This is a genomic window from Streptomyces sp. NPDC017676, from assembly GCF_044329325.1.
Taxonomy (GTDB): Bacteria; Actinomycetota; Actinomycetes; order Streptomycetales; family Streptomycetaceae; genus Streptomyces.
This window is the reverse complement of the sequence record NZ_JBIRJA010000003.1, coordinates 348,238-370,663: the sequence shown is the minus strand read 5'-3', so window position 1 is coordinate 370,663 and position 22,426 is coordinate 348,238. Positions and strand designations below refer to the sequence as shown.

General features: G+C 74.3%; 21 protein-coding genes. 11 read left to right on the top strand and 10 right to left on the bottom strand.

Going from position 1 to position 22,426, the window contains the following annotated elements; translation table 11 throughout:
• Positions 1-10: 10 nt before the first annotated feature.
• Together ACH4LD_RS09275 and ACH4LD_RS09270 are read left to right on the top strand one after the other, a co-directional pair.
• Positions 11-394 carry a hypothetical protein gene (locus tag ACH4LD_RS09275; protein ID WP_132785400.1) on the top strand — a complete coding sequence of 128 codons (384 nt, stop codon included), beginning with the start codon at positions 11-13 and terminating at the stop codon, positions 392-394.
• A gap of 7 nt (positions 395-401) precedes the next feature.
• Positions 402-677, top strand: a complete 276-nt coding sequence (locus tag ACH4LD_RS09270; protein WP_103809756.1) for a DUF4031 domain-containing protein — start codon at positions 402-404, stop codon at positions 675-677.
• Here ACH4LD_RS09270 and ACH4LD_RS09265 read toward each other — a convergent pair.
• The gene (locus ACH4LD_RS09265; RefSeq protein ID WP_398055667.1) at positions 659-1,750 is read right to left on the bottom strand and encodes a GNAT family N-acetyltransferase; all 1,092 of its coding nucleotides are present in this window, start codon (positions 1,748-1,750) and stop codon (positions 659-661) included. The two genes, ACH4LD_RS09270 and ACH4LD_RS09265, sit on opposite strands and share 19 nt — an antisense overlap.
• 35 nt (positions 1,751-1,785) lie before the next feature.
• Positions 1,786-2,430 (bottom strand): hypothetical protein, encoded by a 645-nt coding sequence (locus ACH4LD_RS09260; protein ID WP_398055565.1) that lies wholly within the window; start codon positions 2,428-2,430, stop codon positions 1,786-1,788.
• Positions 2,431-2,670: 240 nt separating this feature from the next.
• On the opposite strand from ACH4LD_RS09260, the gene ACH4LD_RS09255 reads away from it, so the two are divergent.
• Both ACH4LD_RS09255 and ACH4LD_RS09250 read left to right on the top strand, forming a co-directional pair.
• Positions 2,671-3,339 carry a maleylpyruvate isomerase family mycothiol-dependent enzyme gene (locus ACH4LD_RS09255; RefSeq protein ID WP_398055564.1) on the top strand — a complete coding sequence of 223 codons (669 nt, stop codon included), beginning with the start codon at positions 2,671-2,673 and terminating at the stop codon, positions 3,337-3,339.
• Positions 3,340-3,405: 66 nt separating this feature from the next.
• Entirely contained in the window at positions 3,406-4,104 is a 699-nt protein-coding gene (locus ACH4LD_RS09250) for a copper homeostasis protein CutC (RefSeq protein WP_132785396.1), read from the top strand.
• Positions 4,105-4,312: 208 nt separating this feature from the next.
• On the opposite strand, the gene ACH4LD_RS09245 is transcribed toward ACH4LD_RS09250, so the two are convergent.
• Positions 4,313-6,367, bottom strand: a complete 2,055-nt coding sequence (locus ACH4LD_RS09245; protein ID WP_398055563.1) for a HelD family protein — start codon at positions 6,365-6,367, stop codon at positions 4,313-4,315.
• Positions 6,368-6,679: 312 nt separating this feature from the next.
• On the opposite strand from ACH4LD_RS09245, the gene ACH4LD_RS09240 reads away from it, so the two are divergent.
• The gene (locus ACH4LD_RS09240; RefSeq protein ID WP_103809762.1) at positions 6,680-6,862 is read left to right on the top strand and encodes a hypothetical protein; all 183 of its coding nucleotides are present in this window, start codon (positions 6,680-6,682) and stop codon (positions 6,860-6,862) included.
• Between the two features lie 33 nt (positions 6,863-6,895).
• Entirely contained in the window at positions 6,896-8,029 is a 1,134-nt protein-coding gene (locus ACH4LD_RS09235; RefSeq protein ID WP_398055666.1) for a glycosyltransferase 87 family protein, read from the top strand.
• Positions 8,030-8,050: 21 nt separating this feature from the next.
• On the opposite strand, the gene ACH4LD_RS09230 is transcribed toward ACH4LD_RS09235, so the two are convergent.
• Complete coding sequence (locus ACH4LD_RS09230) at positions 8,051-10,081, bottom strand: NAD-binding lipoprotein (RefSeq protein ID WP_398055562.1); 2,031 nt, start codon at positions 10,079-10,081, stop codon at positions 8,051-8,053.
• A gap of 230 nt (positions 10,082-10,311) precedes the next feature.
• Between ACH4LD_RS09230 and ACH4LD_RS09225 the strand changes: the two genes are divergently transcribed.
• On the top strand, positions 10,312-12,333 hold the full coding sequence (locus ACH4LD_RS09225; RefSeq protein ID WP_398055561.1) for a flavin monoamine oxidase family protein: 2,022 nt from the start codon (positions 10,312-10,314) through the stop codon (positions 12,331-12,333).
• Positions 12,334-12,337: 4 nt separating this feature from the next.
• Here the strand turns inward: ACH4LD_RS09225 and ACH4LD_RS09220 are convergent, their stop codons facing one another.
• Positions 12,338-13,981 (bottom strand): DNA repair helicase XPB, encoded by a 1,644-nt coding sequence (locus ACH4LD_RS09220; protein WP_398055560.1) that lies wholly within the window; start codon positions 13,979-13,981, stop codon positions 12,338-12,340.
• Positions 13,982-14,158: 177 nt separating this feature from the next.
• Between ACH4LD_RS09220 and ACH4LD_RS09215 the strand changes: the two genes are divergently transcribed.
• Positions 14,159-14,698, top strand: a complete 540-nt coding sequence (locus tag ACH4LD_RS09215; protein WP_398055559.1) for a hypothetical protein — start codon at positions 14,159-14,161, stop codon at positions 14,696-14,698.
• 32 nt (positions 14,699-14,730) lie between these two features.
• Here ACH4LD_RS09215 and ACH4LD_RS09210 read toward each other — a convergent pair whose 3' ends face one another.
• Complete coding sequence (locus ACH4LD_RS09210) at positions 14,731-17,289, bottom strand: helicase-associated domain-containing protein (protein WP_398055558.1); 2,559 nt, start codon at positions 17,287-17,289, stop codon at positions 14,731-14,733.
• A 97-nt stretch (positions 17,290-17,386) separates the two neighbouring features.
• On the opposite strand from ACH4LD_RS09210, the gene ACH4LD_RS09205 reads away from it, so the two are divergent.
• Both ACH4LD_RS09205 and ACH4LD_RS09200 read left to right on the top strand, forming a co-directional pair.
• Entirely contained in the window at positions 17,387-18,376 is a 990-nt protein-coding gene (locus ACH4LD_RS09205; protein WP_398055557.1) for a hypothetical protein, read from the top strand.
• Positions 18,377-18,874: 498 nt separating this feature from the next.
• Entirely contained in the window at positions 18,875-19,519 is a 645-nt protein-coding gene (locus tag ACH4LD_RS09200) for an HAD family hydrolase (RefSeq protein WP_398055556.1), read from the top strand.
• On the opposite strand, the gene ACH4LD_RS09195 is transcribed toward ACH4LD_RS09200, so the two are convergent.
• Positions 19,483-19,746, bottom strand: coding sequence for a hypothetical protein (locus ACH4LD_RS09195; RefSeq protein WP_030989395.1), 264 nt, complete (start codon positions 19,744-19,746; stop codon positions 19,483-19,485). The genes ACH4LD_RS09200 and ACH4LD_RS09195 overlap by 37 nt on opposite strands.
• 165 nt (positions 19,747-19,911) lie before the next feature.
• On the opposite strand from ACH4LD_RS09195, the gene ACH4LD_RS09190 reads away from it, so the two are divergent.
• Positions 19,912-20,295, top strand: a complete 384-nt coding sequence (locus ACH4LD_RS09190; protein ID WP_014673396.1) for a cold-shock protein — start codon at positions 19,912-19,914, stop codon at positions 20,293-20,295.
• A 25-nt stretch (positions 20,296-20,320) separates the two neighbouring features.
• On the opposite strand, the gene ACH4LD_RS09185 is transcribed toward ACH4LD_RS09190, so the two are convergent.
• Genes ACH4LD_RS09185 through ACH4LD_RS09175 form a run of 3 tightly spaced genes read right to left on the bottom strand, consistent with a single transcriptional unit; the run spans position 20,321 to position 22,411 of the window.
• Positions 20,321-21,199, bottom strand: coding sequence for a 1,4-dihydroxy-6-naphthoate synthase (locus ACH4LD_RS09185; RefSeq protein WP_398055555.1), 879 nt, complete (start codon positions 21,197-21,199; stop codon positions 20,321-20,323).
• On the bottom strand, positions 21,189-21,941 hold the full coding sequence (locus ACH4LD_RS09180) for a futalosine hydrolase (protein ID WP_398055554.1): 753 nt from the start codon (positions 21,939-21,941) through the stop codon (positions 21,189-21,191). Before ACH4LD_RS09180 ends, ACH4LD_RS09185 begins: the two co-directional genes overlap by 11 nt.
• On the bottom strand, positions 21,914-22,411 hold the full coding sequence (locus ACH4LD_RS09175) for a DUF2771 family protein (RefSeq protein WP_014673393.1): 498 nt from the start codon (positions 22,409-22,411) through the stop codon (positions 21,914-21,916). Before ACH4LD_RS09175 ends, ACH4LD_RS09180 begins: the two co-directional genes overlap by 28 nt.
• Between the last annotated feature and the right edge of the window lie 15 nt (positions 22,412-22,426).

The following is a 22,426-nucleotide window of genomic DNA, read 5'->3' as shown; positions in this document are numbered from 1 at the left end:
AATGGGGTGCATGGACCCCATCAGCCCTCTGGAGCAGTCATTGCACGCGGCCCGCGCCCTCGTGCTCGCGGATCTCGTCGCGGGAGAGGTCGCGGAGGCCGACGTCGTCTCGCTGGTGGAGGACTCCATCGCCCAGCGGCGCTGGTGGGTCGAGCAGTGGCCGGACGGCGCGGCCTTCGTGGCCGGGCTGGTCGCCCAGGACGTGCAGGACGCGCTGCTGGAGCGGTACGGCCGCTGGCCGCTGTGCCCGGTCTGCGGCTCCGGCGACCCGCACGCGCTGGACGTGGAGCCGGAACTGGGTCCCGATCCGCACTGGGTGTGCCACAAGGCCGGTGTGAGGGTCGCGTCGGTGGGCTCGCTGGGCCCGGCCCTGCGCGGGACGACGTCCTCATGAGGCGCCGGTGACCCTCTACATCGACCCGCCGACCTGGCCCGGCCACGGGCGCATGTGGTCGCACCTGGTCAGCGACGTGTCGTACGACGAACTCCACCTGTTCGCCGAGGGCCTGGGCATGCCCCGCCGGGCCTTCGACAGCGACCACTACGACGTCCCCTCCCACCGCTACGCGGACGCGGTGGCGGCGGGCGCGGTGCAGGTCAGCAGCCGTGAGGTGGTCCGCCTGCTGCACTGCGCCGGTCTGCGCAGGCGCAAGGGGCGTCAGGCCCGGCGGACGTAGAGCCGCAGCCCGGCCTCGGTGTCGTCCTCGTCGTGGGCGGTGCGCTCCTCCTCCACGGTCGCGCGGGTGAAGCCCGCCCGGGTCACCACCCGTTGGGAGGGCAGGTTGGCCGGTTCGATCGTGGCGACGACCGTGTCGACGTCGTCCCGGGCCAGCGCCCACTCGGTCAGCGCGCGCAGCGCCTCGGTGGCGTAGCCGTGGCCGCGGGCACTGGCGACCAGGTCGTAGCCGATCTCCACCCGGCGCTCGTCGTCCGGGGCGCCGTGGAAGCCCATGCCGCCCACCGCCCGGCCGTCCTCGGCGCGCACGAGGGCGAAGACCCCGAACTCCGGGCGGTGCACTCCGGCTTCGTACGCCTTGAGCAGGTGGGAGCAGGCCTCCCGGGTGCCCTCGTACGGGCCGTCGTCCAGCCAGTGGAAGCCGCCGTCGCCGCCGAGGGCCAGATCGCGGGCTGCGGCCGGGCGGATGCCGGTGAGGGTGACGCGTCCGGCCGGCAGTACGAGGTTGTTGTACCAGGTCCAGTCGGTGACCGGGGCGCGGCCCGGCAGCTCGCCGCGGCCGGTCGCCCACAACAGCGTCGGCCAGGGCGCGGGGCCGGGCTGGACGTGCGGGAAGAGCCAGGTCAGGACGGATTCGGCGAGCTCGGCGGGCGGTTCGTAGGGCAGGCCCAGGCCCCGGGCGATGTCGTGGGTGTGCAGCAGGGCCTCGGCGACGCCCATCGCGGCGAAGCCCTCCCGGTCGGCGCTGCCGAAGTCGACGGGGTGGAAGGCGCGGACGCCGGGCGGGGTGGTGCGGACGGCGGCGGCCAGCAGGGCGCCGGTGGCCTCGATCACCTGGAGCAGGCCGGCGTTGTCGGTGCCCTCGGGGAGGGTGATGCGCAGCGGGAGGCGGTCCTGGGCGCGGCCGGCGAGACGGCTCGCGTACGCGGCGAAGTCCTCGGCGATGTGGAAGGCCGTGGTGCGGCAACTCCATTCCAGACCGGCCGCGTTCACCGCCTCCCAGTCCCGGTCCAGCGCCTCGCGCAGTGCCGCCGCGCAGCTCGCGACGGCCACCTCCACCTGATCCCCGCTCATCGTCCGCATGCGCGCACAGTACGGCGGGGGCGTCCTCAGGTCGACAGCATTTCCAGCTCGGACGTGAGGTTGTAGCGGGCGGTGGCCTCCCAGTGCTCCTGCCCGTACGGGGTGCGGTACAGCCGCGGCAGGGCGAGGAGTTGGCGCAGGATCGCCGAACGGCCCTCCCGGAAGGCGTCGCCCGGTACGAAGTGGTACTCCTCGCGGACCTCGGCGGTGTAGACGGCGTACGCCGACGGGGGCGCGGCCAGGATCGCGAGGTCGGCGTCGCACAGCACCTGTCCGTCGCGGTCGTCGTCTGCCGGGTCGTGGGTGACGGTGAGCCGGACCAGCCGGGCCACCTCGGCCGTCTTCGCCTCCGGCACACCGGCCTCGGACAGGGCGCGCTCGGCCAGCCGTGCGGACCGCTCCTCGTTCTCGGACCGTTCGGGGAGGTAGACGGCGTCGTGGAACCAGGCGGCGAGACGGACCACGTCCGGGTCGGCCGCGTACTCCTCCAGCACGTCGACGTGGTCGAGCACGGCGGTGAGGTGGGCCACCGTGTGGTAGCGGCGCTGCGGTTCCCGCCAGCGGGCGAGCAGGTTGTCGGCGTAGGGGGCGGGGTCGGGACCGCCGCCGGGGGCGCGGACTGCTTCCAGGGCGCGGGCGAAACGGAGGCGCAGGGCGTCGAGGTCGGCCATGTCCCCCATTCTGTCGGGTGGTGGTCCGGTGCCGACCGGGTGGCGGTGCGTGCTGTCCGGTGCCGTGTTCGCGGCGGTGCTGTCCGGTGCCGTCTTCACGGTGGCCCTTGTCGCCGGGGGCGGCCCGAGTCGTCCCGTGGGGGCGCCCCGCGCGGCTGCCCGGCCCGTCCGGGGCCCCGGGCGGCTGCCCGTCCGTTTCCCGCGTGACGGCCGTCCGCCGGCGCCCCTAGCGTGACCCCCATGACTGAGACGCAGGAAGTACGCGATCCCGAGCTCCCCGGGCGGCTGCTGGCCGCCGAGCGTGACGCCCTCGTACCGCTGCTGCGGTCGCGGCCCGACGCCGACTTCGCGCTGCCGTCGGCCGGGTGTCCGGGCTGGACGGTGAGGGACGTGCTGGCGCACTGTTCCGCCGCGCTGATGCGGGTGGTGGAGAACCGGTTCGAGAAGGGCGTGTTCTCGCCGGAGTCGAACGAGCGGGACATCGCCGAGCGGGCCGGCTGGACGAACGCGCGGGTCGTGGACGAGCTGGAGCGCGGGATGACGGAGGCCGGACCGGTGATCGCCGGGACGGACGGCTCACTGGACATGATCGCGCTCGGTGAGTGGGTGCACGCCGGGGACGTGCGGGAGGTGCTGGGGGCGCCGGGGGCGTACGCCGGGGCGGGGCTGCCCGACGCGCTGACGCTGCTGGCGCGGATCACCCGCGCGAAGGAGCACGTGCCGCTCCACGCCGACGTGGACGATCTGGACGAGCCGCTGCGGCTCGGCGCGGTGGCCGCCGACGGCCCGCCCGCCCGGTACATCGGCGACGCGGCCACGCTCGTACGGCTGTACGCCGGGCGACCGCTGAACGGGGCGTCCTACGAGCTGGCGGGGGCCCGGGAGGGGGAGCTGAACATCTTCGGGTGAGTGGCGTCCCCGGGCAGGCGTAGTCTTGGATTGGACTAGACCTGTAGCGCCGATGAATGGGGTGCCATGAGCAAGCGTGCAGTCCTGGAGGTGATCGCCCTCGACGTCGAGGACGCGGTCGCCGCCCAGGCCGGAGGCGCGGACCGGCTGGAGCTGGTCACCGAGATGGCGGCCGACGGGCTCACCCCCGCGCCCGCCACCGTCGCCGCGATCCGCGCCGCCGTCGACATCGATCTGCGCGTGATGCTCCGCCTCGCGGACGGCTTCGCGGCCGGTGACCTGGACCGGCTGATCGGCGTGGCCGACGCGCTGCGGCAGGCCGGCGCCGACCAGTTCGTGCTCGGGTTCCTCGCCACGGACGGCGGTGTCGACCTGGGCGCGGTGGAGCGGGTCGTCGACGCGCTCGGCGGCTGCCGCTGGACCTTCCACCGGGCGATCGACCGGGCCGCCGACCGGGACGCCCTGCGCAAGCAGCTCGCCGACCTGCCGGGTCTGGACACCTACCTCACCGCCGGCTCCGCCACGGGCGTGGACGACGGCATGCCCACGCTGCTCGCCGAGGCCGCGCACGACGGCGAGCCCGGGTACGAGCAGCAGATCATGGTCGGCGGCGGACTGCGCCTCGACCACGTCGCGCGGCTGCGCGCGGGCGGGATCGAGGCGTTCCACATCGGCGGCGCGGCCCGCCCCGACGGCTGGCGGGGCCCGGTCTCGGCGGACGCGGTCGCCCAGTGGCGCACGGCCCTGGACGGCGACGCCGCCTAGGCCCGTACGGGGTGCGGCGGCAGTGGTGCCGTGTGCGCCACGGTCAGGCCCGACACCGCACGGCCCTGGACGGCGACGCCGCCTGGACTGGGGTCTTTCGTCTCGATCAGGCCGGATCAGGGAGCGGTGCCAGGGTCCGCGAGCCCGGCGTGATCCACACGAGAGGCCCTGGGCCCGTACAGGGTGCGCCCGGAGTGGGTGCGGTGCCCTACCCGGCGAGCTGCGGCGGCAGTGGTGCCGTGTGCGTCACGATCAGGCCCGACACCGCACGGGTCAGCGCCACGTACAGGCGCCGCAGGCCCGTGCGTTCGTCCGGCTCGCCGTCCACCACGGCCTGCGGCTCGTCCAGGACCACGTAGTCGTACTCCAGACCCTTGGCGAGCGAGGCCGGGACCAGGGTCAGCCGGGTCTCGCGGGTGGTCTCCTCACCGGGGGCCAGGTAAGAGATGCCGGCCGCCGTCAGGGCCTCGGCCAGCGCCGGGACGCGGGCGTCGGCGGCGATGAGGCCGGTCGAGCCCTCGTTGCGCAGCAGCTCCGCGCACGCGGCGACGACGTCCGCCGCCCCCGTGGACGTACGGACCTCGAAGAACCCGGGGTTCTCCCGGACGGAGGCGACCGGGGTGAGGCCGGGCGCGATGTGCGGCAGCAGCCGGGAGGCGTACGCGATGACGTCCGTCGGCACGCGGAAACCGGCCGTCAGCTCCTCGACGGCCCCTTCGGGCTTGCCGAGGTGGGCCAGTGCCTCCGCCCAGCTCCGGGTCGCCCACGGGGTCGTGCCCTGCGCGAGGTCGCCCAGCACGGTCGCGCTGCCGGTGGTGCAGCGGCGGCCGACGGCCCGGTACTGCATGGGGGAGAGGTCCTGCGCCTCGTCCAGGACGACATGGCCGAGCGAGTGCGTGCGCTGGATGAGGTCGGTCGCCTCGTCGATCAGCACGGCGTCCGCCGGCGACCACTTGGCCGACTTCACGCTGCGCACCGGCCTGGCCCACAGGATCGTCTTCTGCTCGTCCTCGTCCAGGAGCCCGGCCGCGTGCTCGGCGAGGAACTCGGCGTCGGTGAGCAGCCGCAGCACCAGCTTGGCCGGGTCGACGGCCGGCCAGAGGGTCTTCACGGCCGCCTTCACCGCGCTGTTGCGGGCGACCGCGTCCTGCACCCGGTCGTCCGGGGCCTCCCCGGCCCGCTCCATCTGCACCAGCACCGCGTGCGCGACGCGCTGCGGCAGGGCCTCGCGGGCGGCGCCGTAGCGGATGTCCCGGTCCAGCAACTCCCGGACGATCTCCTCCAGTTCGTACGCCGGCACCCGCCAGCGCCGCGAGCCGCGCACGACCACGACCGGCTCGGTGGGCATGGTCACGTGGGAGTACAGGGCGCGCCTGAGGACCTCGGCCATCCGGGCGTCGCCCTTGACGATCGCGGCGGCGGCGTCGTCCGTGCCGCGCACCTCCACCTGCGCGACCAGGTCGTCCACGGTCGCCTGCCGCACGCTCAACTCGCCGAGCGCCGGCAGGACCTGCTCGATGTAGTGCAGGAAGGACCGGTTCGGCCCGATGACCAGCGTGCCGGTGCGGGCCAGCCGTTCCCGGTGGGCGTAGAGCAGGTACGCGACCCGGTGCAGGCCGACGGCGGTCTTACCGGTGCCCGGACCCCCCTGCACGCAGACCGTGCCGCCGAGCCCGCTGCGGACGATCTCGTCCTGTTCCGGCTGGATGGTGGCGACGATGTCCCGCATCGGGCCGACGCGGGGCCGCTCGATCTCCTGCTGGAGCAGCTTGCTGGTGGTGGCGGTCTCTGCCGGGTCGGAGAGGTGCTCGTCCTCGTAGGCGGTCAGGTCGCCGCCGGTGTACCCGAAGCGGCGGCGCAGCCCGATGTCCATGGGGTCCTTCTTGGACGCCCGGTAGAACGGCTGCGAGACCGGCGCGCGCCAGTCGATGACCATCGGGTCGCCGTCGGCGTCGTGGACGTGCCGCCGCCCGATGTAGAACCGCTCTCCCTCGGCGCCCTCGGCCCGCTCCGCGCCCGGTTCGTGCAGGTAGTCGAGCCGGCCGAAGAACAGCGGGGTGTCGCTGAGGTCGGCCAGTGCCTTGATGCGCTCGTCGATCTGGCGGGAGAGCACCGCGGCGTTGACCCAGTTCGCGGTGACGTCGCTGATGTCGAGTGCCTCCACGTCCTCGCGCATGGCACGCAGGGCGGAACGGGACGCGGCGAGGTGGGAGCGCTCTCGGGCGAGGGGGTCGTCGAGCGGGTCGTGGGCGGGCGTGGACAAGGGGGTGCCTCCGGTGGGCCTGCTGCGTGGGCTACGACGATGCCGCCCGGTTTCCGGCCGGGCGACGGCACTCCGTGGGGGAGGCGGGCAAGAGCGGAGATTTTAGGGGAGGGGGCGGGGCGGGGGCCAATGGATTTTCCGACCCGGTTCCGCCGGAGCTCGTCGGTGGTGCGTCCCCCGCGGACCCGTCCCCCAGGGGGCAGGGCGACTCAGGTCCAGGGGTCGTGTCCCCCCGGGGGCCTATGCGAGGGCGTCCGGAATTGGACCCGCGGACCGATGCGGGTGAGGGGTCCAAAGTTCCACCATGGAGACATGAGCGCAGCAAGCATCACACCGGCCCCCGTCCGCCCCCCGTCCGGCGCGACGGCAGTCGACGGCCCCCACCACCACCTGCTCGGCAACGCCCTGCGGGCCGTGAAGGTGTTCCTGGAGGCGGCCTTCAGCGTCGTCATCCTCGGCGAGTACGGCGAGGAAGCGGGCATACACCACAAGTGACGGCATAGGGTCGCGTCCGTGCGGAAACGGACGTTGACGCCCTCCTGCCCTGCCCTGCTCCTCCTCGCCCTGTCCCTCGCCGCCTTCATCACGCTGTGCGTCCTGCGCGGCGCACCCATGGCCGATCTCCTCGTCTACCGGGCCGAGGGCGCGGCCGTGGCCCACGGCACCGACCTGTACGGCTTCACGGTCACCGAGTGGCACCTCCCGGCGACCTATCCGCCCTTCGCGGCGATCCTGTTCGTCCCCGCGGTCTGGCTCCCCGTCCCGGTCCTGAAGGCGCTCTTCCTCGCGGGCAACGCGCTCCTGCTCGCCACCCTGGTCGCCCTCTCCGGCCGCCTGGCCTCCCGGCCCCTGCCCCCGACCCCGCTCTGCACGGCCACGGCCCTCGCCCTGTGGCTGGAACCGGTCTTCCAGACGCTGCTGTTCGGGCAGATCAACCTGGCCCTCGCCTGCCTCGTCCTGTGGGACCTGACCCGCCCGGCCGGCGCCCGCGCCAAGGGCCTGGCCCTCGGGATGGCGGCCGGTGTCAAGCTCACCCCGGCCGTGTTCATGGCGTACCTGCTCCTGCGCGGCCGGCTGCGGGAGGCGGCGACGGCGGGGACGGCCTTCGCGGGGACGGTCGCGCTCGGTGCCGCCCTGCTGCCCGAGGCGAGCGCGGACTTCTGGACCCGGCGGCTGTACGAGACCGGGCGGGTGGGCAAGGCGTGGATCGTGGACAACCAGTCCCTGCGCGGGCTGGTCGCCCGGGCGCTGGGCGACCCCGCGCCGGGCCTGGCCTGGGCGCTCCCGGCGGCGGTGGTCGCCGTGGCGGGCCTGGGGCTGGCCGCACGGGCCCGCCGGGAGAGCCACGGCGTCCTGCTGGCCGCGTGCACGGCCCTGCTGGTCTGCCCGATCAGCTGGACGCACCACTGGGTGTGGTGCGTACCGCTGCTCGTCGTGCTGCTGGCGGAGGGCCGCACCCGCACGGCCGTACTGGTGGCCCTGGTCTTCACCGCCCGCACGATGTGGCTGGTGCCCCACGAGGGCACCCGCGACCTGGAACTGCCCTGGTGGCAGCAGCCGTTGGCGGCCGCGTACCCCCTTCTGGCCCTGGGGCTGCTCATCGCGTACGACAGCGTGACCGGCCGCCGCTGTGCACCGGCCCCGGCCTCAAGTCCCCGGTGAGGAGGCCGGACACGGCCGGCGTCACCCCGTCGGCGGGTCCGCGCTCTCCCCGGTGCGGGCGTCCCCTCCGAAGCGGCCGGCGCCGTCACCGTCGTGCCGATCGTCCCGGGCGTCACGGCTCTGCGGAACGCGCCCGCTCCCGCCCGCGCGGACGCCGCCGTCGCCGTTCCCGGCGATGACGACGACCTCGTCACCGGTGGTCCACTGCCGGCGTTCGGCCTTGGGCGGGTTGACGCGCAGCCCGTAGCCGGGGGCGCGGCCGGCGTCGGCGTGGCCGCGGTAGCCGATGGCGCACTCGCCCCGGTCCCGCGCCGCCGCGACGACCGTGGCGAAGGCCGCCTCCCGGCCGGGCAGGACGTAGTCGGCGGCGGGCCGCAGATGGATCTGCGTACCGCCGGCCGAGAACAACTCGTCGAACACCGCCGCCAGGTGGCGGTTCTGGGAGATCTGCGCCATCAGCAGCCCGACGAGCTTGCCGCTGATGATCACGTCCGCTCCGGGGCCAAGCGGTGCGAGGGGCCGGTTGCCGTCGTCGGCCAGCTCGGTGACCACCGGCAGTTCCCGGCCGATCCGCTGTTCGAGATGGCGCAGCACGAGCAGGGTGACGAGCGTGCGGTTGTCCGGCTCCTCCGGGGGCTCGCCGGGCCGCGGGTCCCGGCCGAGCACGATGACGCTGTCGTAGGAGGCGATGTCCAGGTCGTACAGCGTCTCCGGCCGGGTCGTGTCGCCCCTGTGATGCACACACCTCCAGTCGGCGTCGCCGGTGTCGCACGCCGTCCGCACGGCCGCCCCGTCCTCGTCCGCCACCACGTCGGCGACGGAGCCGGGTGGTGCGTTGCGGCCCCACTCCCGGAGGATGAGCGGCGCCCGGCGGTTCCAGCCCAGCACCAGCACCCGCTCCGGCCGGGTGTCCCGCGGCCGGGGGTCCGCCATGAGCCGTTCCTCGACGAACCGCGCGCAGTCGGCGAGTTCGGCGGTGTCGTCGTCGGCGGCGATGACGATGATCCGGTCCTCCGGCGTGATCACCGTACGCGCCGGAGGGTTCAGCCACGGCGCACCGTCGCGGATCAGCCCGACCGCGCACGCGTTGCCGTAGGAGAGCAGTACGTCCCCGAAGTCCCGGCCGACCAGCGACGGGTGGGAGGCCGGGTAGAACTCGTCCCCGGCGAAGTCGAGGAGCTCCCGGTGGACGAGGGACAGCCCCGGGCGGCGCGCGGCCTGGGCGATGAGCCGGGCGGTGACCGTGTCGCTCTCCACGACGATGCCGCGCTCGCCCGCGGCCAGCCGGGCCGCCAGCAGGTAGCCGCTGTCCCGGACCGCGGCCACGACGGGCGCGGTGGCGTCGCCCCCGGACGCCGTCGCCCGCAGCGCCAGCAGGGTCTTGACCACCTCCGCGTCGCCGCGCGCGTCGTCGGGCGGCAGCACGAGCACCGAATCGGCCGTGGCCGGGCTGGTCAGGGCCAGCACGGCCGGATCGGCCGGCGGGCCGCTGCGGCAGATCAGCCGGGTCCGGCCGGTGGGACCCACCTTGCTGTACAGGGCCTCCTCCATGGCCGTCTTGTCCCGGTCGGCCAGGACGGCCACGGCCGAACCGCGCTGGTTGGCGCCCGCCGCGACCAGTTCGCCCACCACCGTGAACACCTGCTCGGACCAGCCCAGGACCACCACATGGCCGTGCTCAACCAGCGTGGAGCGCCCGCGCCGCAGGGCGATGAGCCGTTCGGTCAGCCCGGTCGTGATGAGCCCGACGAGGGTCGAGACGTACACCAGGGCGACGAGGGCCAGCAGCACCGACAGCAGCACCCGTAACGGGGTGCCGGTGGTGCCGCCCAGCCGCAGCGTCTCCCCGGTCAGGCGCCAGACCTGCGCCAATTTCCCGGACAGGCCGGCGGGGGCGTGCGGTGCCGTCCACACCAGCGCCGCGCTCGCGGGGACGACGAGGGCCAGGCAGACCAGCACCAGCCAGCCGACCAGGGCCGAGGTCCCGCGCGCCAGGGTCGTGTCGAACCAGTACCGCGCTCGGGCACCCACCCCGGGACGCCGCTGTTCCACCTTGTTCCCCTTCCGCCACAGGGCATGTAGGGGGCAGTGTCCTGACCCGGCGCCCCGCGACGCGCGGCGCAGCGGGTGATTCATCCCTTCGCCGTAACCGGGTGCGGCGGGACCCCTCGGCGTGCTTCCGCGCACCCGGTCACCCCGGTTTGAACGGCGGCTTTCCCTCGTCCGTGGCAATTCACCGCGACCCGGGGCGCGTCGGTCCGGCGGACCAGTAGAAGTTCGCCATGACCGAAGATCACCAGGTGGACGCCGGCAACGGCGGCCTGACCAGGCGTACGCTCACCACCGCCGCCGGCACGACCGCCGCGGCCACCGTCCTCGGAGCGGGCAGCGCGGCGGCCCTGCCCGCTCCGGCGCCGCCCCGGGCCCCCGCCCCGGCGGCCCCCGCCGGCGCGCGCGGCCCGGACTTCGACCGCTGCCTCGCCGCCGCACGGGCCCTGCTCGTCGTGGACTCCGCCGACCGGCCCCTCGTTCCCGGCTACCAGCGGGTGCTCAAGGACGGCCTCCCCCGACAGCGGGCGGGCGGGCCCAAGAGCGTCCTCGTCATCGGAGCGGGCCCGGCCGGCCTCGTCACGGCCTGGCTGCTGAAGCGGGCCGGACACCGCGTGACCGTCCTGGAGGCCAACGGCAACCGGGTGGGCGGACGCATCAAGACCTTCCGCCGCGGCGGCCACGAGAAGGCGGCGCAGCCCTTCGCCGACCCCCGCCAGTACGCAGAGGCCGGCGCGATGCGGCTGCCCGGCAGCCACCCGCTGGTGATGGACCTCATCGGCCAACTGGGCCTGAAGAAGCGGCCCTTCTACTACGTCGACGTCGACGCGGACGGACGCCCCGCCTCCCACACCTGGATCCACGTCAACGGCATCCGGGTGCGGCGCGCCGACTACGCCCGCGCACCCCGGCGCGTCAACCGCTCCTTCGGTGTCCCGCGCGCCCACTGGGACACACCGGCCGCCGCCATCCTGCGCTCGGTCCTCGACCCGGTGCGCGACGAGTTCAGCACGGTCGGCCCGGACGGCAAGCGCGTCGACAAGCCGCTGCCCGAACGGGTGCGGGGCTGGGCCAGGGTGATCCAGCGCTTCGGCGACTGGTCGATGTTCCGCTTCCTGACCGAGCACGCGGGCCTGGACGAGCGGACGGTCGACCTCATCGGCACCGTAGAGAACCTCACCTCACGGCTGCCCCTGTCCTTCGTCCACAGCTTCATCGGCTCCTCCCTGATCAGCCCGGACACGGCGTTCTGGGAGCTGGAGGGCGGCACGGCCGTCCTGCCGGACGCCCTGCTGGCCAAGGTCCGCGACACCGTGCGGTTCGACCGGCGGGTCACCCGGATCGAGTACTACGACCCCGGCCGCTCCGGCGGCGACACGGCGCCGCACGTCCACGCCAAGGGGCCCCACGTGTGGGTGGACACCGTCTCCGAGGGGCGCGGGGGCCGGGTCGTGCGGGAGCAGTTCACCGCGGACGCGGCCGTGGTGACCGTGCCCTTCTCCGGCCTGCGGCACGTGCAGATCAGCCCGCTGATGTCGTACACCAAGCGCCGCGCGATCACCGAACTGCACTACGACTGCGCGACCAAGGTGCTGCTGGAGTTCAGCCGCCGCTGGTGGGAGTTCGACGAGGCCGACTGGAAGCGGGAGCTGAACCGCGTCGATCCCGGCCTCTACGACGCCTACCGCACCGGACGGGCTCCCGGCGACGGCCGCCTGCTCGGCGCGCACCCCTCCGTGCCGCGCGGACACATCACCCCCGGCCAGCGTGTGCACTACGCCGCCAACCGCGCCGTCACCCGCGACCAGCCGGAGGCGGCCCACGTCATCGGCGGCGGCTCGGTGTCGGACAACGCCAACCGCTTCATGTACCACCCGTCCCACCCGGTCCCCGGCAGCAAGGGCGGGGTCGTCCTGGCCTCCTACAGCTGGGCGGACGACGCCCTGCGCTGGGACTCCCTCGACGACGACGCCCGCTACCCGCACGCCCTGTGCGGCCTCCAGGAGGTCTACGGCCAGCGGATCGAGGTCTTCTACACCGGCGCCGGCCGCACCCAGAGCTGGCTGCGCGACCCCTACGCCTACGGCGAGGCGTCCGTGCTCCTGCCCGGCCAGCACACGGAACTGCTCCCGTCCATCCCGGCGCCCGAGGGGCCCCTGCACTTCGCGGGCGACCACACCTCCGTCAAGCCGGCGTGGATCGAGGGCGCGCTGGAATCAGCGGTGCGCGCCGCCCTGGAGGTCCACACGGCCTGACGGATCAGCTCTCGGCCAGGATCTCGTCCGCGTCCACGATCCGGTAGGCGTACCCCTGCTCGGCCAGGAAGCGCTGCCGGTGGGCGGCGAAGTCCTGGTCGATGGTGTCGCGGGCGACGACCGAGTAGAAATGGGCCTGGTGGCCGTCGGCCTTGGGGCGCAGCACCCGGCCGAGCCGCTGGGCCTCCTCCTGCCGGGAGCCGAAGGTGCCCGACACCTGGATGGCGACCGTGGCCTCGGGCAGGTCGATGGAGAAGTTGGCGACCTTCGACACCACCAGCACGCTGATCTCGCCCTCGCGGAACGCGTCGAAGAGCTTCTCGCGCTGCGCGTTGGAGGTCTCGCCCTTGATCACCGGGGCGTTCAGGTGCTCGCCCAGCTCGTCGAGCTGGTCGATGTACTGCCCGATGACGAGGATCTGCTGCCCGGCGAACCGGCGGACGATCGCCTCGGTGACCTTCCGCTTGGTCTCCGTCGTGGCGCAGAACCGGTACTTCTCCTCCGTCTCGGCCGTCGCGTACGCCAGCCGCTCGGAATCGGTCAGGTTGACCCGGACCTCGACGCAGTCGGCGGGCGCGATGTAGCCCTGCGCCTCGATCTCCTTCCAGGGCGCGTCGAACCGCTTGGGCCCGATGAGGGAGAACACGTCCGACTCGCGGCCGTCCTCGCGCACGAGGGTGGCCGTGAGCCCGAGCCGCCGCCGCGCCTGGAGATCGGCGGTGAACTTGAAGACGGGCGCGGGCAGCAGGTGCACCTCGTCGTAGACGATCAGGCCCCAGTCCCGGGAGTCGAACAGCTCCAGATGCGGGTAGACGCCCTTCCGCTTGGTCGTCAGCACCTGGTAGGTCGCGATGGTGACGGGCCGGATCTCCTTCCTGGTCCCGCTGTACTCGCCGATCTCGTCCTCGGTCAGCGAGGTCCGCTTCACCAGCTCGTGCTTCCACTGCCGGGCGGAGACGGTGTTGGTGACGAGGATCAGCGTGGTCGACTTCGCCTGGGCCATGGACCCGGCCCCGACCAGCGTCTTCCCGGCGCCGCAGGGCAGCACGACGACGCCGCTGCCGCCGTGCCAGAAGTTCTCCACGGCCTGCTTCTGGTACGGCCTGAGCGCCCAGCCGTCCTCCAGCAGCTCGATCGGGTGCGCCTCACCGTCGACGTACCCGGCGAGGTCCTCGGCCGGCCAGCCCAGCTTCAGCAGCGTCTGCTTGATCTGCCCGCGCTCGGAGGGGTGCACGGCCACGGTGTCCGGGTCGATCCGGGCGCCGACCAGCGGGGCGATCCGCTTGGACTTCAGCACCTCCTCCAGCACCGGCCGGTCGGTGGTGGTCAGGACGAGCCCGTGCGCGGGGTGCTTGGTCAGGGTGAGGCGGCCGTAGCGGTCCATCGTCTCGGCGATGTCCACGAGCAGCGCGTGCGGCACGGGGTAGCGGCTGTACTGCACCAGGGCGTCCACGACCTGCTCGGCGTCGTGCCCGGCGGCGCGCGCGTTCCACAGGCCGAGCGGGGTGACCCGGTAGGTGTGGATGTGCTCGGGTGCCCGCTCCAGCTCGGCGAAGGGCGCGATGGCCCGCCGGCAGTCGTCGGCCCGCTCGTGGTCGACTTCCAGGAGCAGGGTCTTGTCGGACTGGACGATCAGCGGACCATTCACGCGCGGCACACCCTTTCCATGACGGCCAAACGTCCAGTGTGCCTCATACGGCCGGGGTGCTCCACGGCCGCGAGACCGGCGGCGGCACCGGACGCCGGGCGCAACCCCCTCGCCCCGCCGCGAGTCCTGATCCACGACAAGGCGGCGCGGGCGCGCGGCCGGGTGAGGAGTTCAGGGATGTCGGCACGCAGATGGGCCGTCGGCAGCGGAGCCGTGGTGGTGCTGGTGGCCACCGGCACCTGGGCGATGCGGCCGGGGAGCGTCGACACGCGGCTGTGGGACGAGGTACGGCCGGTCATCGAGGCCCGGCTCGCGGCGGACAGCCACGGCACCGGCTACGGCGAGGACGTGCCCGGGCTGCGCGCGCGCTGGTTCTGCCGGGCCGAGGCGCTCGACGTGGCGGAGCGCGGCGGCGAGGTGCGCGCGGGCGTCGACACGCTGTGCCTGGAGTACGGGGTGCGTGACGGCGGCCTGGTGGAGTGCGGCGGCGGGCGGGGCCCGCAGGTGGTGCGGCTGGAGCGGGACCCGCACGGCGGTTACCGGGTCCTCTCGCGCGAGGCACCGCCGGACGGCGCCGGGAACGAGGACTGGACCGAGGCCCATTTCGGTTTCCTCGCCCGGACCGCCCTGGACGACACGATCCCGTCCGACGCCCTGGAGCGAGCCGCCCGCGCCCACTTCGGCCTTCCCGCGGACGCGCCGGTCGGGGACTGCTAGGCCCTGGCGACGGGCCCGGGATGCGGCCGGTCTCAGTCGTCCGCCAGCTCCGCGACCCCGGTGATCCGGTGCAGCGGGAACGTCCGGACCTCGTCCGCCGTGTGGTCGTACGCCGTCACGAAGCCGCCCTCGACCCGGATCGGGGCGATGACCCGCTGGCTGGCGGAACCCTCGGCGTTGACGTAGCCGATCCACACCGCGTCGCCGGTCAGGACGGCGGCCTGCATGGTGGCCAGGGTCTCGGCGGCGGAGGTGCGGGGCAGCTCGCCGCCCGACAGGGGCTCGCCGACGGGCTTGCGCGGGGTGGTGGCGGCCAGGTCACCGGCCCGGATCGCGCGGATCGCCGCCGCGAGCAGCGTGGCGTCGGGCGGCGGCGGCCCGTCCGGCACCGGCTCGGGCGCGGTGCGCGGCGGAGTGCGGTGGGCGTGCGCGCGGGTGATCAGGACATCGCCCTCGGCGGACTCGGCGGCGGGCGCGTACCCCATCGCGCGCAGCCCCTCCAGGAGTGTCGCCGGGTCGGCCGGGGCGGCCAGCACGGTCGGCGCGAGGCGGCGCAGGCGCAGGGCGGCGGCGCGCTTGTCGGCGAGGATTTCGTTCAGCAGGGTGTCGTCGTCGCAGCGGACGTACGCCGAGGCCGCGCCGACCCGCAGGTGACCGTGTCGGCGGGCCACGTCGTCGATCAGGTAGGCGAGCGGCTGCGGGACCGGGGTGCGGGAGTGCTCGGCGAGGAAGGCGTGCAGGTCGGCGGCGGTCCGGCCGGCGTCCAGGGCACGGCGGACGGACGCCGGTGTGAACCGGTACACGGTCGCGCCGCCCTTGGACTCCACGTCCGCGAGCACCCCCAGCATGTCCGCGAGCGGGCGCCGCAGCGGGCCGGGCGCCACCGCCGTCAGGTCGGCCTGGAGCAGCACGTGGTCCAGCGGCTCGGGCAGCAGCGGCGCGAGCAGCCGGGCAGCGGCGGCGGCCGCGACGCCCTGCTCGGCGGGGGAGAGGGGCGCGGACCGCTCGGGGGCCCGGTGGTGGTGCACCGGGAGCTTGTCACCGGGGCCGGTGGGCTCCGCGGAACCGGCGCCAGGGGTGGCGGGGGCACCGCCGGCAGCCGGTGTCCCCAGCAGCGCGCGCCCCTGGGACGACAGCGCGCCCCGGCCCGTCACCCCCAGCAGTTCCGCCTCCGACAGGGTCCAGCGGGCGAGCCGGGAACGCAGGTCGTCGTCCCGGGCGCCGTCGCGCTGGGCACCCCGCAGGGGCCGCTCCCAGCGCAGCCGGGCCAGCACCGACTCCGCGTCCGGCGCCGCGCCCTGCGGCAGCGCGGCCAGCAGGGACAGCACCCGGTGCCGTACCTCGGGCGCGGCGGAGCGGTCGAGGCCCGGACCGAGCGCCGACAGCGTCCGGTCCTTGGCGTCCCGCCCGCCGACCAGCCCCGGCGTGCGGGTGGCCGTCAGCCAGGACTGGGCGAGCCGGGCCCAGCGCTCGGCCGGGGGCAGCTCCAGCCACTCGTCGTAGGCCGGGGTGGCCGCGTACCGCTCGTCGGCCTCGCCGTCGGAGGCGATCAGGCCGGCCGCGTAGGCCAGCTCGGCCCAGAACGCGGCGACCGGCTCCGACACGTCCAGCGCCACGGCCGTCCGCTTCAGGTCACGTACGCTCAGTCCGCCCGCCCGCAGCACCGCGGGCCCGCCCTCGTCCCAGTCCTTCAGCAGCTCCTCCACGGTGGCCAGCGCGGTGTACGCCTGCCCGGCCGCCGTCGCGTCCACCACCTGCGGGCTGTGGGTCGCGGCCGGCGCCACGGCGGGCGGCAGCGGTTCGGGCGCGCGGTGGGCGCGGCCCCCGCGCAGGTGCAGGGCGACCTCGCGGGGCAGGACGACCGTGCCGGGCGCCGTCGGCAGCAGCAGACCGCGGTCCAGCAGCCAGCGCAGGTGCGCCGCCGGATCGGCGGTGACCTGCCCGTACGGCGGCCCCCACACCAGCCGGGACAGCACCTCGCGGGCGGCCTCCGGGGCCCCGGCGAGCAGCTTCGCCATCTTCCTGCGGTGGGTGAACAGCCCGGTCAGCGCGGCCACGGCGGACACCGAGTCATGGGTGGACGGCAGCCCGGCCGTCGTCACGATCTCCTGGATCCGCCCCGGTGACATGCCCGAGGTGGCCTCCTGCACGGTCGGGCCCAGCCCGGTCGGGGACGGGTGCTGCGGGGACGGCGCGAGCAGCTCACGGGCGGTCCGCACCAGCCGCAGCCGGTCGTCGTCGCCCCACACCAGCGCCTGCTCGCGCAGGGTGGCGAGGGCCCGGGGCAGCGCGCGGGCGACCGTCTCGTCGCCGGCGTCCCCCGCCATCAGGCCGAGCAGCGTCTCGTACGGCGCCGGGTCCGGGGCCACGGCCAGCGCCTCCGCCGTCTGCAACGCGAACCGGTCCAGCCGCTCCAGGGCGCGCAGCACCGAGGCGCGGGTGCCGGCGCGGGTGGCGAGCTGGGTGAGGTCGGTGGGGACGGGGGTGATGAGGTCCGGGCGGCTGCGCAGCAGCGCGGCCAGGGAGGCGTCGTCCCGCGCGCGGAGCGCCTCCGCGAGGGACCGAGGGGCTGAGTGGGCCTCGGGGCTCATCCGGCCAACGGTAGCGGACTTCCATATGCCGAGGGCATCCGCGAGAAGCGGTACGGTCCTCACGGGGTATCAGTCGGCGTCACCCCGGAGGGGTTCCGTGGGGATCGAGAGCGACCAGGTCGTCTACGAGTATCTGAGCCGCGTCGGAGACATCGCCCAGCAGCGCCAGCTGCCGTCGGCGACGCGGATGCGGCTCGTGTCGGAGCTGCGGAACGAGATCGACCGGCACCGGGCACAGGCGACGGTGGACTCGCCCGTCGCCGTCCGCCGCATCCTGGACCGCCTGGGCACCCCGGACGAGGTGGTCGCGGCGGCGGGCGGCACCGGCGGCCTCCCGCAGGCCCCGCCCACCGCCGTACCGGCGCAGCCCTCCTCCGGGGAGCGGCCGCCGGAGCCGGCGGGGCGGGAGCGGCCGAAGAGGCTGCGCCGGGTCGTGCCGCGCCCGCGCCCCGCCGAGCCGGAGCCGCCCGCCGTGCGCGACGCGCCGGCCCCGCCGCACCTCGCCCCCGCGCACGAACTGGGGGACGCCACCGCACCGCCCGACTGGTGGCGCCTCGGCACCGCGGGCCCCCTCGGGGACACCGACCCGGTGCCGGGGTTCGTCGGCGGCGTGGAGATCCCGGAACTGCTCAAACGGCCCCCGCGGGAGGCTCCCGCCGAGAAGGCCGAGCCGGTGGCGGAGCCCGCCGAGACCGCGCCGGAAACGGCACCCGCCGAGCGCCGCCGCCGCCTCCTCCCCGCCCCCTCCGTCGGCTGGTCCAACCCCCTCCTGCTGCTGGCCGCCGCCGCACTCGTCGCCGGTGCCGTGCTCGGCAACTGGTTCGCGCTGCTCCTCGGCTGGGCCATCGCCTACGGCTCCCGGCGGCTGACGCCCGCGGAGACCAAGTGGGCGGTGATGGTCCTGCCGGGCACGTCGGTCGCGGCCGGCCTGGTGTGGCTGTGGGGCCGCAACGAGGGCCGCTGGGGCGACCCGATCGCCCAGGGCCACATGAACGACGCCATGAGCGACACCTGGCCGTGGGTGGTCAGGGGCGCGGCGCTCGCCTCGGCGGCATACCTGGTCTGGCGCTCACAGAGGAAGGGGTAGTTCCCCGCGCCCTTGACCAAGCTGCGGCTGACCCACCCAAGGGGCGCGGGGAACTGCGCGAGCGACCACGACGCGCCCGCACCCGGCGCTCACCAGGCACCCCCATGGCGCGCCCCCACCGGCCCCGCATCCTTCGGGTGGCCGAGCGGCAGCCAAGTCAGGGGCGCGGGGAACTGCGCGAGCGACCACGACGAGCCCGCACCCGGCGCTCACCAGGCACCCCCATGGCGCGCCCCCACCGGCCCCGCATCCTTCGGGTGGCCGAGCGGCAGCCAAGTCAGGGGCGCGGGGAACTGCGCGAGCGACCACGACGAGACCCGCACCCGGCAGACGACCCCGGGCCCCCACGACGCGCCCCCACCGGCCCCACCCGCCCCGCACCCGGCACACGACAGGCACCCCCGCGGCGCACCCCCCGACCCCGCACATCCCGCACCCGACAAAGCACCCTCGCCCCCCGAACCCCACCCGGCCCAACCGCCGGAGGCACCCGGCACAATGGCCCGCATGGCCTCCTCGCTGACCGTCGGTTTCGACCTCGACATGACCCTCATCGACTCCCGCCCGGGCATCCGTGCCTGCTACCTGGCCCTGGCGGAGCGGACGGGTACGTTCATCGACGCCGACCTGGCGGTGACCCGGCTGGGCCCGCCGCTCGCGGAGGAGCTGATCCACTGGTTCCCGGCCGACGAGGTGCCGGCGGTGGCCGACCTGTACCGGGAGATGTACCCCTCCATAGCCATCGCCGCGACGCCCGCCATGGCCGGCGCCCGGGAGGCGATCGACGCGGTGCGGGCGGCCGGCGGGCGGACGATGGTGGTGACGGCGAAGTACGAGCCGAACGCCAAGCTGCACCTGGCCCACCTCGGCATCGAGCCGGACGTGGTCGTCGGTGACCTGTGGGCCGAGCAGAAGGCGGCGGCGCTGCGCGAGTACGGCGCCGGCGTGTACGTCGGCGATCACGTCGGGGACGTCCGCGGCGCCCGTGCGGCGGGTGCGTTCTCGGTCGCCGTGGCGACCGGCCCGTGCCCGGCGGACGAGCTGCGCGCGGCCGGCGCGGACGTCGTCCTGACGGACCTGTCCGCGTTCCCCGCGTGGCTCGGCGGCTACCGCGAGGCGCCCGGCGCCGCCCCCCTCGCCTGACGCCGTCCGGCGGCGACGGAGCGCAGGACACCCGCGCCGGCCACGAGGAATCCGACGGCCATGAGCATGCTCAAACCGAACATGTAGGTCGGAAATGGCTTCGCTCCGAGGAACAGCGGGGCCACCGTGACGAGGGTGGCCACGGCCCCGAGGAAGAACACGACGGCACCGGCGCGGATCAGTCGGTCACCGGGCGCGGCGGAATTCGTTTGGGTTTTGTCACGCACCGGACCAGGGTAGTTCCCTGCGCGAGAGAACAACCGGGGGACGTCTTGTCACCCGCCCCAAGACCATTAGCCTTGGTACCGGCGGGTCATGGTCGACCCGCCCCAGTGCTATCAAGAGCCGTTTCCGAAGTAGTTTTCCCGACGAGTACGAGGACGAGGACAGACGTGCCTACCGGCAAGGTCAAGTGGTTCAACAGCGAGAAGGGCTTCGGCTTTCTCTCCCGCGACGACGGCGGTGACGTCTTCGTCCATTCCTCGGTTCTCCCCGCCGGAGTCGATGCGCTCAAGCCGGGACAGCGCGTGGAGTTCGGTGTCGTCGCCGGTCAGCGCGGTGACCAGGCGCTCTCGGTGATCGTGCTCGACCCGACGCCGTCCGTCGCCGCCGCCCAGCGCAAGAAGCCGGACGAGCTCGCGTCGATCGTGCAGGATTTGACAACCCTTCTTGAGAACATCACGCCGATGCTGGAGAAGGGCCGTTACCCGGACAAGGCCTCCGGCAAGAAGATCGCCGGTCTGCTCCGCGCGGTCGCCGATCAGCTGGACGTCTGAGCCGTATCCGGAGGCCCGGCCCGCATCACGGGAAAGCGAGCGCATCGGGGCCGAGGGGCGGAACCAGTCCCTCGGCCGCCGCGCGCGTGAGCAGTCCCCGGATCGCCGCGTAGCCGTCCTCGCCGAGGTCGGCGGTGAACTCGTTGACGTACAGCCCGATGTGCTGGTCGGCGACGGCCGGGTCCATCTCCTGCGCGTGCTCCATGACGTACGGCCGGGAGACCTCGGGGTCGTCCCAGGCGGCCCGTACGGAGGCCCGGACGGAGTCGGCGAGCCGGCCGAGCCGCTCGGCGCCCAGTGACCGCTTGGCGATGATCGCGCCCAGCGGGATCGGCAGCCCGGTGGTGCGCTCCCAGTGCTCGCCCATGTCGGCGAGCTTGTGCAGCCCGTAGTTCTGGTAGGTGAACCGGGCCTCGTGGATGACCAGGCCCGCGTCCACCTTGCCGTCCCGTACGGCCGGCATGATCTCGTGGAACGGCATGACCACGATCTCGCCGACCCCGCCGGGGAGGGTGTCCGCCGTCCACAGGCGGAACAGCAGGTACGCGGTCGACTTCTCGCTGGGCACCGCGACCGTACGGCCCGTCAGTCCCCCACTGCCGAAAGCGTGGGAGGTGCCCCCAGCCCCCGCCTCCCGGGTGAGCACCAGCGGTCCGCAGCCCCGCCCCAGCGCACCGCCGCACGGCAGCAGCGCGTACTCGCCGAGGACGTACGGCAGGACGGCGTACGACACCTTCAGCACGTCGTACTCACCGCGCTCGGCCATGCCGTTGGTGATGTCGATGTCGGCGAAGGTCACGTCCAGCGCCGGGGCGCCGGGGACACGGCCGTGGGCGAGGGCGTCGAAGACGAAGGTGTCGTTCGGGCAGGGGGAGTACGCGATCTCCAGCGCTTCAGCGGTCATGTGCGTTCCAACTCTCCAATGCGGGCGCGAGCTTCCCGAAGCCCTCGGTGAGGGCGGCGAGGGCGTCCCCGATGCGCCAGGCGGCGCGGTCGCGGGGTCCCACCGGGTTGGAGACCGCGCGGATCTCCAGCACGGGCACACCGTGCGCGGCGGCGGCCTCCGCCACCCCGAACCCCTCCATGCCCTCGGCGAGCGCGCCGGGGTGCCGGGCGCGCAGGGCGGCGGCGCGGGTGGCCGTGCCGGTCACCGTGGAGACGGTCAGGATCGTGCCGGTCCGTGCACCGGTGGCCTCGGACACGACTCGTACGAGTGATTCCGGCGGACGGTGGGTGACGGTCCCGAACCCGAGTTCGGTGACCGGGAGGAAGCCGTCGGCGGTCTCGGCGCCCAGGTCGGCGACGGTGATCGCGTCCGCGACGACGAGCGAGCCGAGGGGCGCCCCGGGCGGGAAACCGCCGCCGATCCCGGCCGAGACGACCAGGCCGTAGGGACGGCCGGCCAGCGCGGCGGCGGTGAGGGCGCCGGCGGTCGTGGCGGCGGCGAGCGCCGGGCCGACGCCGGCGGCGAGCAGGTCCCAGCCCGCGGCCGTACGGACCAGCGACGCGCCCGGCAGCCGTACCTCCTCGGCCGTCGCGGGCAACGCCCGGGCCACCGCGTCCCGCTCGGCGGGGACCGCGGTGGCGACGAGGACCGGGACCGGAAGAGACGTCGTGATCAGGCCTTCTTCAGCTTGAAGGACCACATGCCCTTGTTCGTGTTCTCGCCCATCCGGATCGACAGGGTGTTGGTGTTGCCCTGGGTGCCGTACTGGACGTTGAAGAACGCGCTGCTCGGGATCGTGCGGTACGTCTCCTTGCTGGAGTCGCTGAACTGGCGGCCGTTGACCAGCACGATCCAGCCCGCGTCGGCGATCTTCGGGTCGACGCCGATCCGGACGGTCTCGTCCTGGCCGACCTTGATCGACTTGATGTCGTCGGCGTTCTTGACGCACTCCTTCAGCGACGTCTCGTCCAGCGCCTTGCCGTCGTTGTAGCAGACGGCCTCGGAGTTGACCGAGTGCCCGCCGACGGTGATCGTCGCGACGGGCGTCGGCTTGTCGCAGGCCGACAGGACGAGCAGTCCGGCGGAAACGGCGCCGGCGGCGGCGACGACGCGGCGGCGTCGCGCAACGCGGTGTACATCAGCGGCTTCGCCGCGGGGCAGCGTGGTCATGGCCGAAGGCTATCG

Excerpts from the sequence above, each read along its gene's own strand:
- ACH4LD_RS09275 (WP_132785400.1), top strand. The coding sequence starts at position 11 with ATGGACCCCATCAGCCCTCTGGAGCAGTCATTGCACGCGGCCCGCGCC.
- ACH4LD_RS09265 (WP_398055667.1), bottom strand. The coding sequence starts at position 1,750 with ATGAGCGGGGATCAGGTGGAGGTGGCCGTCGCGAGCTGCGCGGCGGCA.
- ACH4LD_RS09260 (WP_398055565.1), bottom strand. The coding sequence starts at position 2,430 with ATGGCCGACCTCGACGCCCTGCGCCTCCGTTTCGCCCGCGCCCTGGAA.
- ACH4LD_RS09255 (WP_398055564.1), top strand. The coding sequence starts at position 2,671 with ATGACTGAGACGCAGGAAGTACGCGATCCCGAGCTCCCCGGGCGGCTG.
- ACH4LD_RS09250 (WP_132785396.1), top strand. The coding sequence starts at position 3,406 with ATGAGCAAGCGTGCAGTCCTGGAGGTGATCGCCCTCGACGTCGAGGAC.
- ACH4LD_RS09240 (WP_103809762.1), top strand. The coding sequence starts at position 6,680 with ATGAGCGCAGCAAGCATCACACCGGCCCCCGTCCGCCCCCCGTCCGGC.
- ACH4LD_RS09225 (WP_398055561.1), top strand. The coding sequence starts at position 10,312 with ATGACCGAAGATCACCAGGTGGACGCCGGCAACGGCGGCCTGACCAGG.
- ACH4LD_RS09215 (WP_398055559.1), top strand. The coding sequence starts at position 14,159 with ATGTCGGCACGCAGATGGGCCGTCGGCAGCGGAGCCGTGGTGGTGCTG.
- ACH4LD_RS09210 (WP_398055558.1), bottom strand. The coding sequence starts at position 17,289 with ATGAGCCCCGAGGCCCACTCAGCCCCTCGGTCCCTCGCGGAGGCGCTC.
- ACH4LD_RS09200 (WP_398055556.1), top strand. The coding sequence starts at position 18,875 with ATGGCCCGCATGGCCTCCTCGCTGACCGTCGGTTTCGACCTCGACATG.
- ACH4LD_RS09185 (WP_398055555.1), bottom strand. The coding sequence starts at position 21,199 with ATGACCGCTGAAGCGCTGGAGATCGCGTACTCCCCCTGCCCGAACGAC.
- ACH4LD_RS09175 (WP_014673393.1), bottom strand. The coding sequence starts at position 22,411 with ATGACCACGCTGCCCCGCGGCGAAGCCGCTGATGTACACCGCGTTGCG.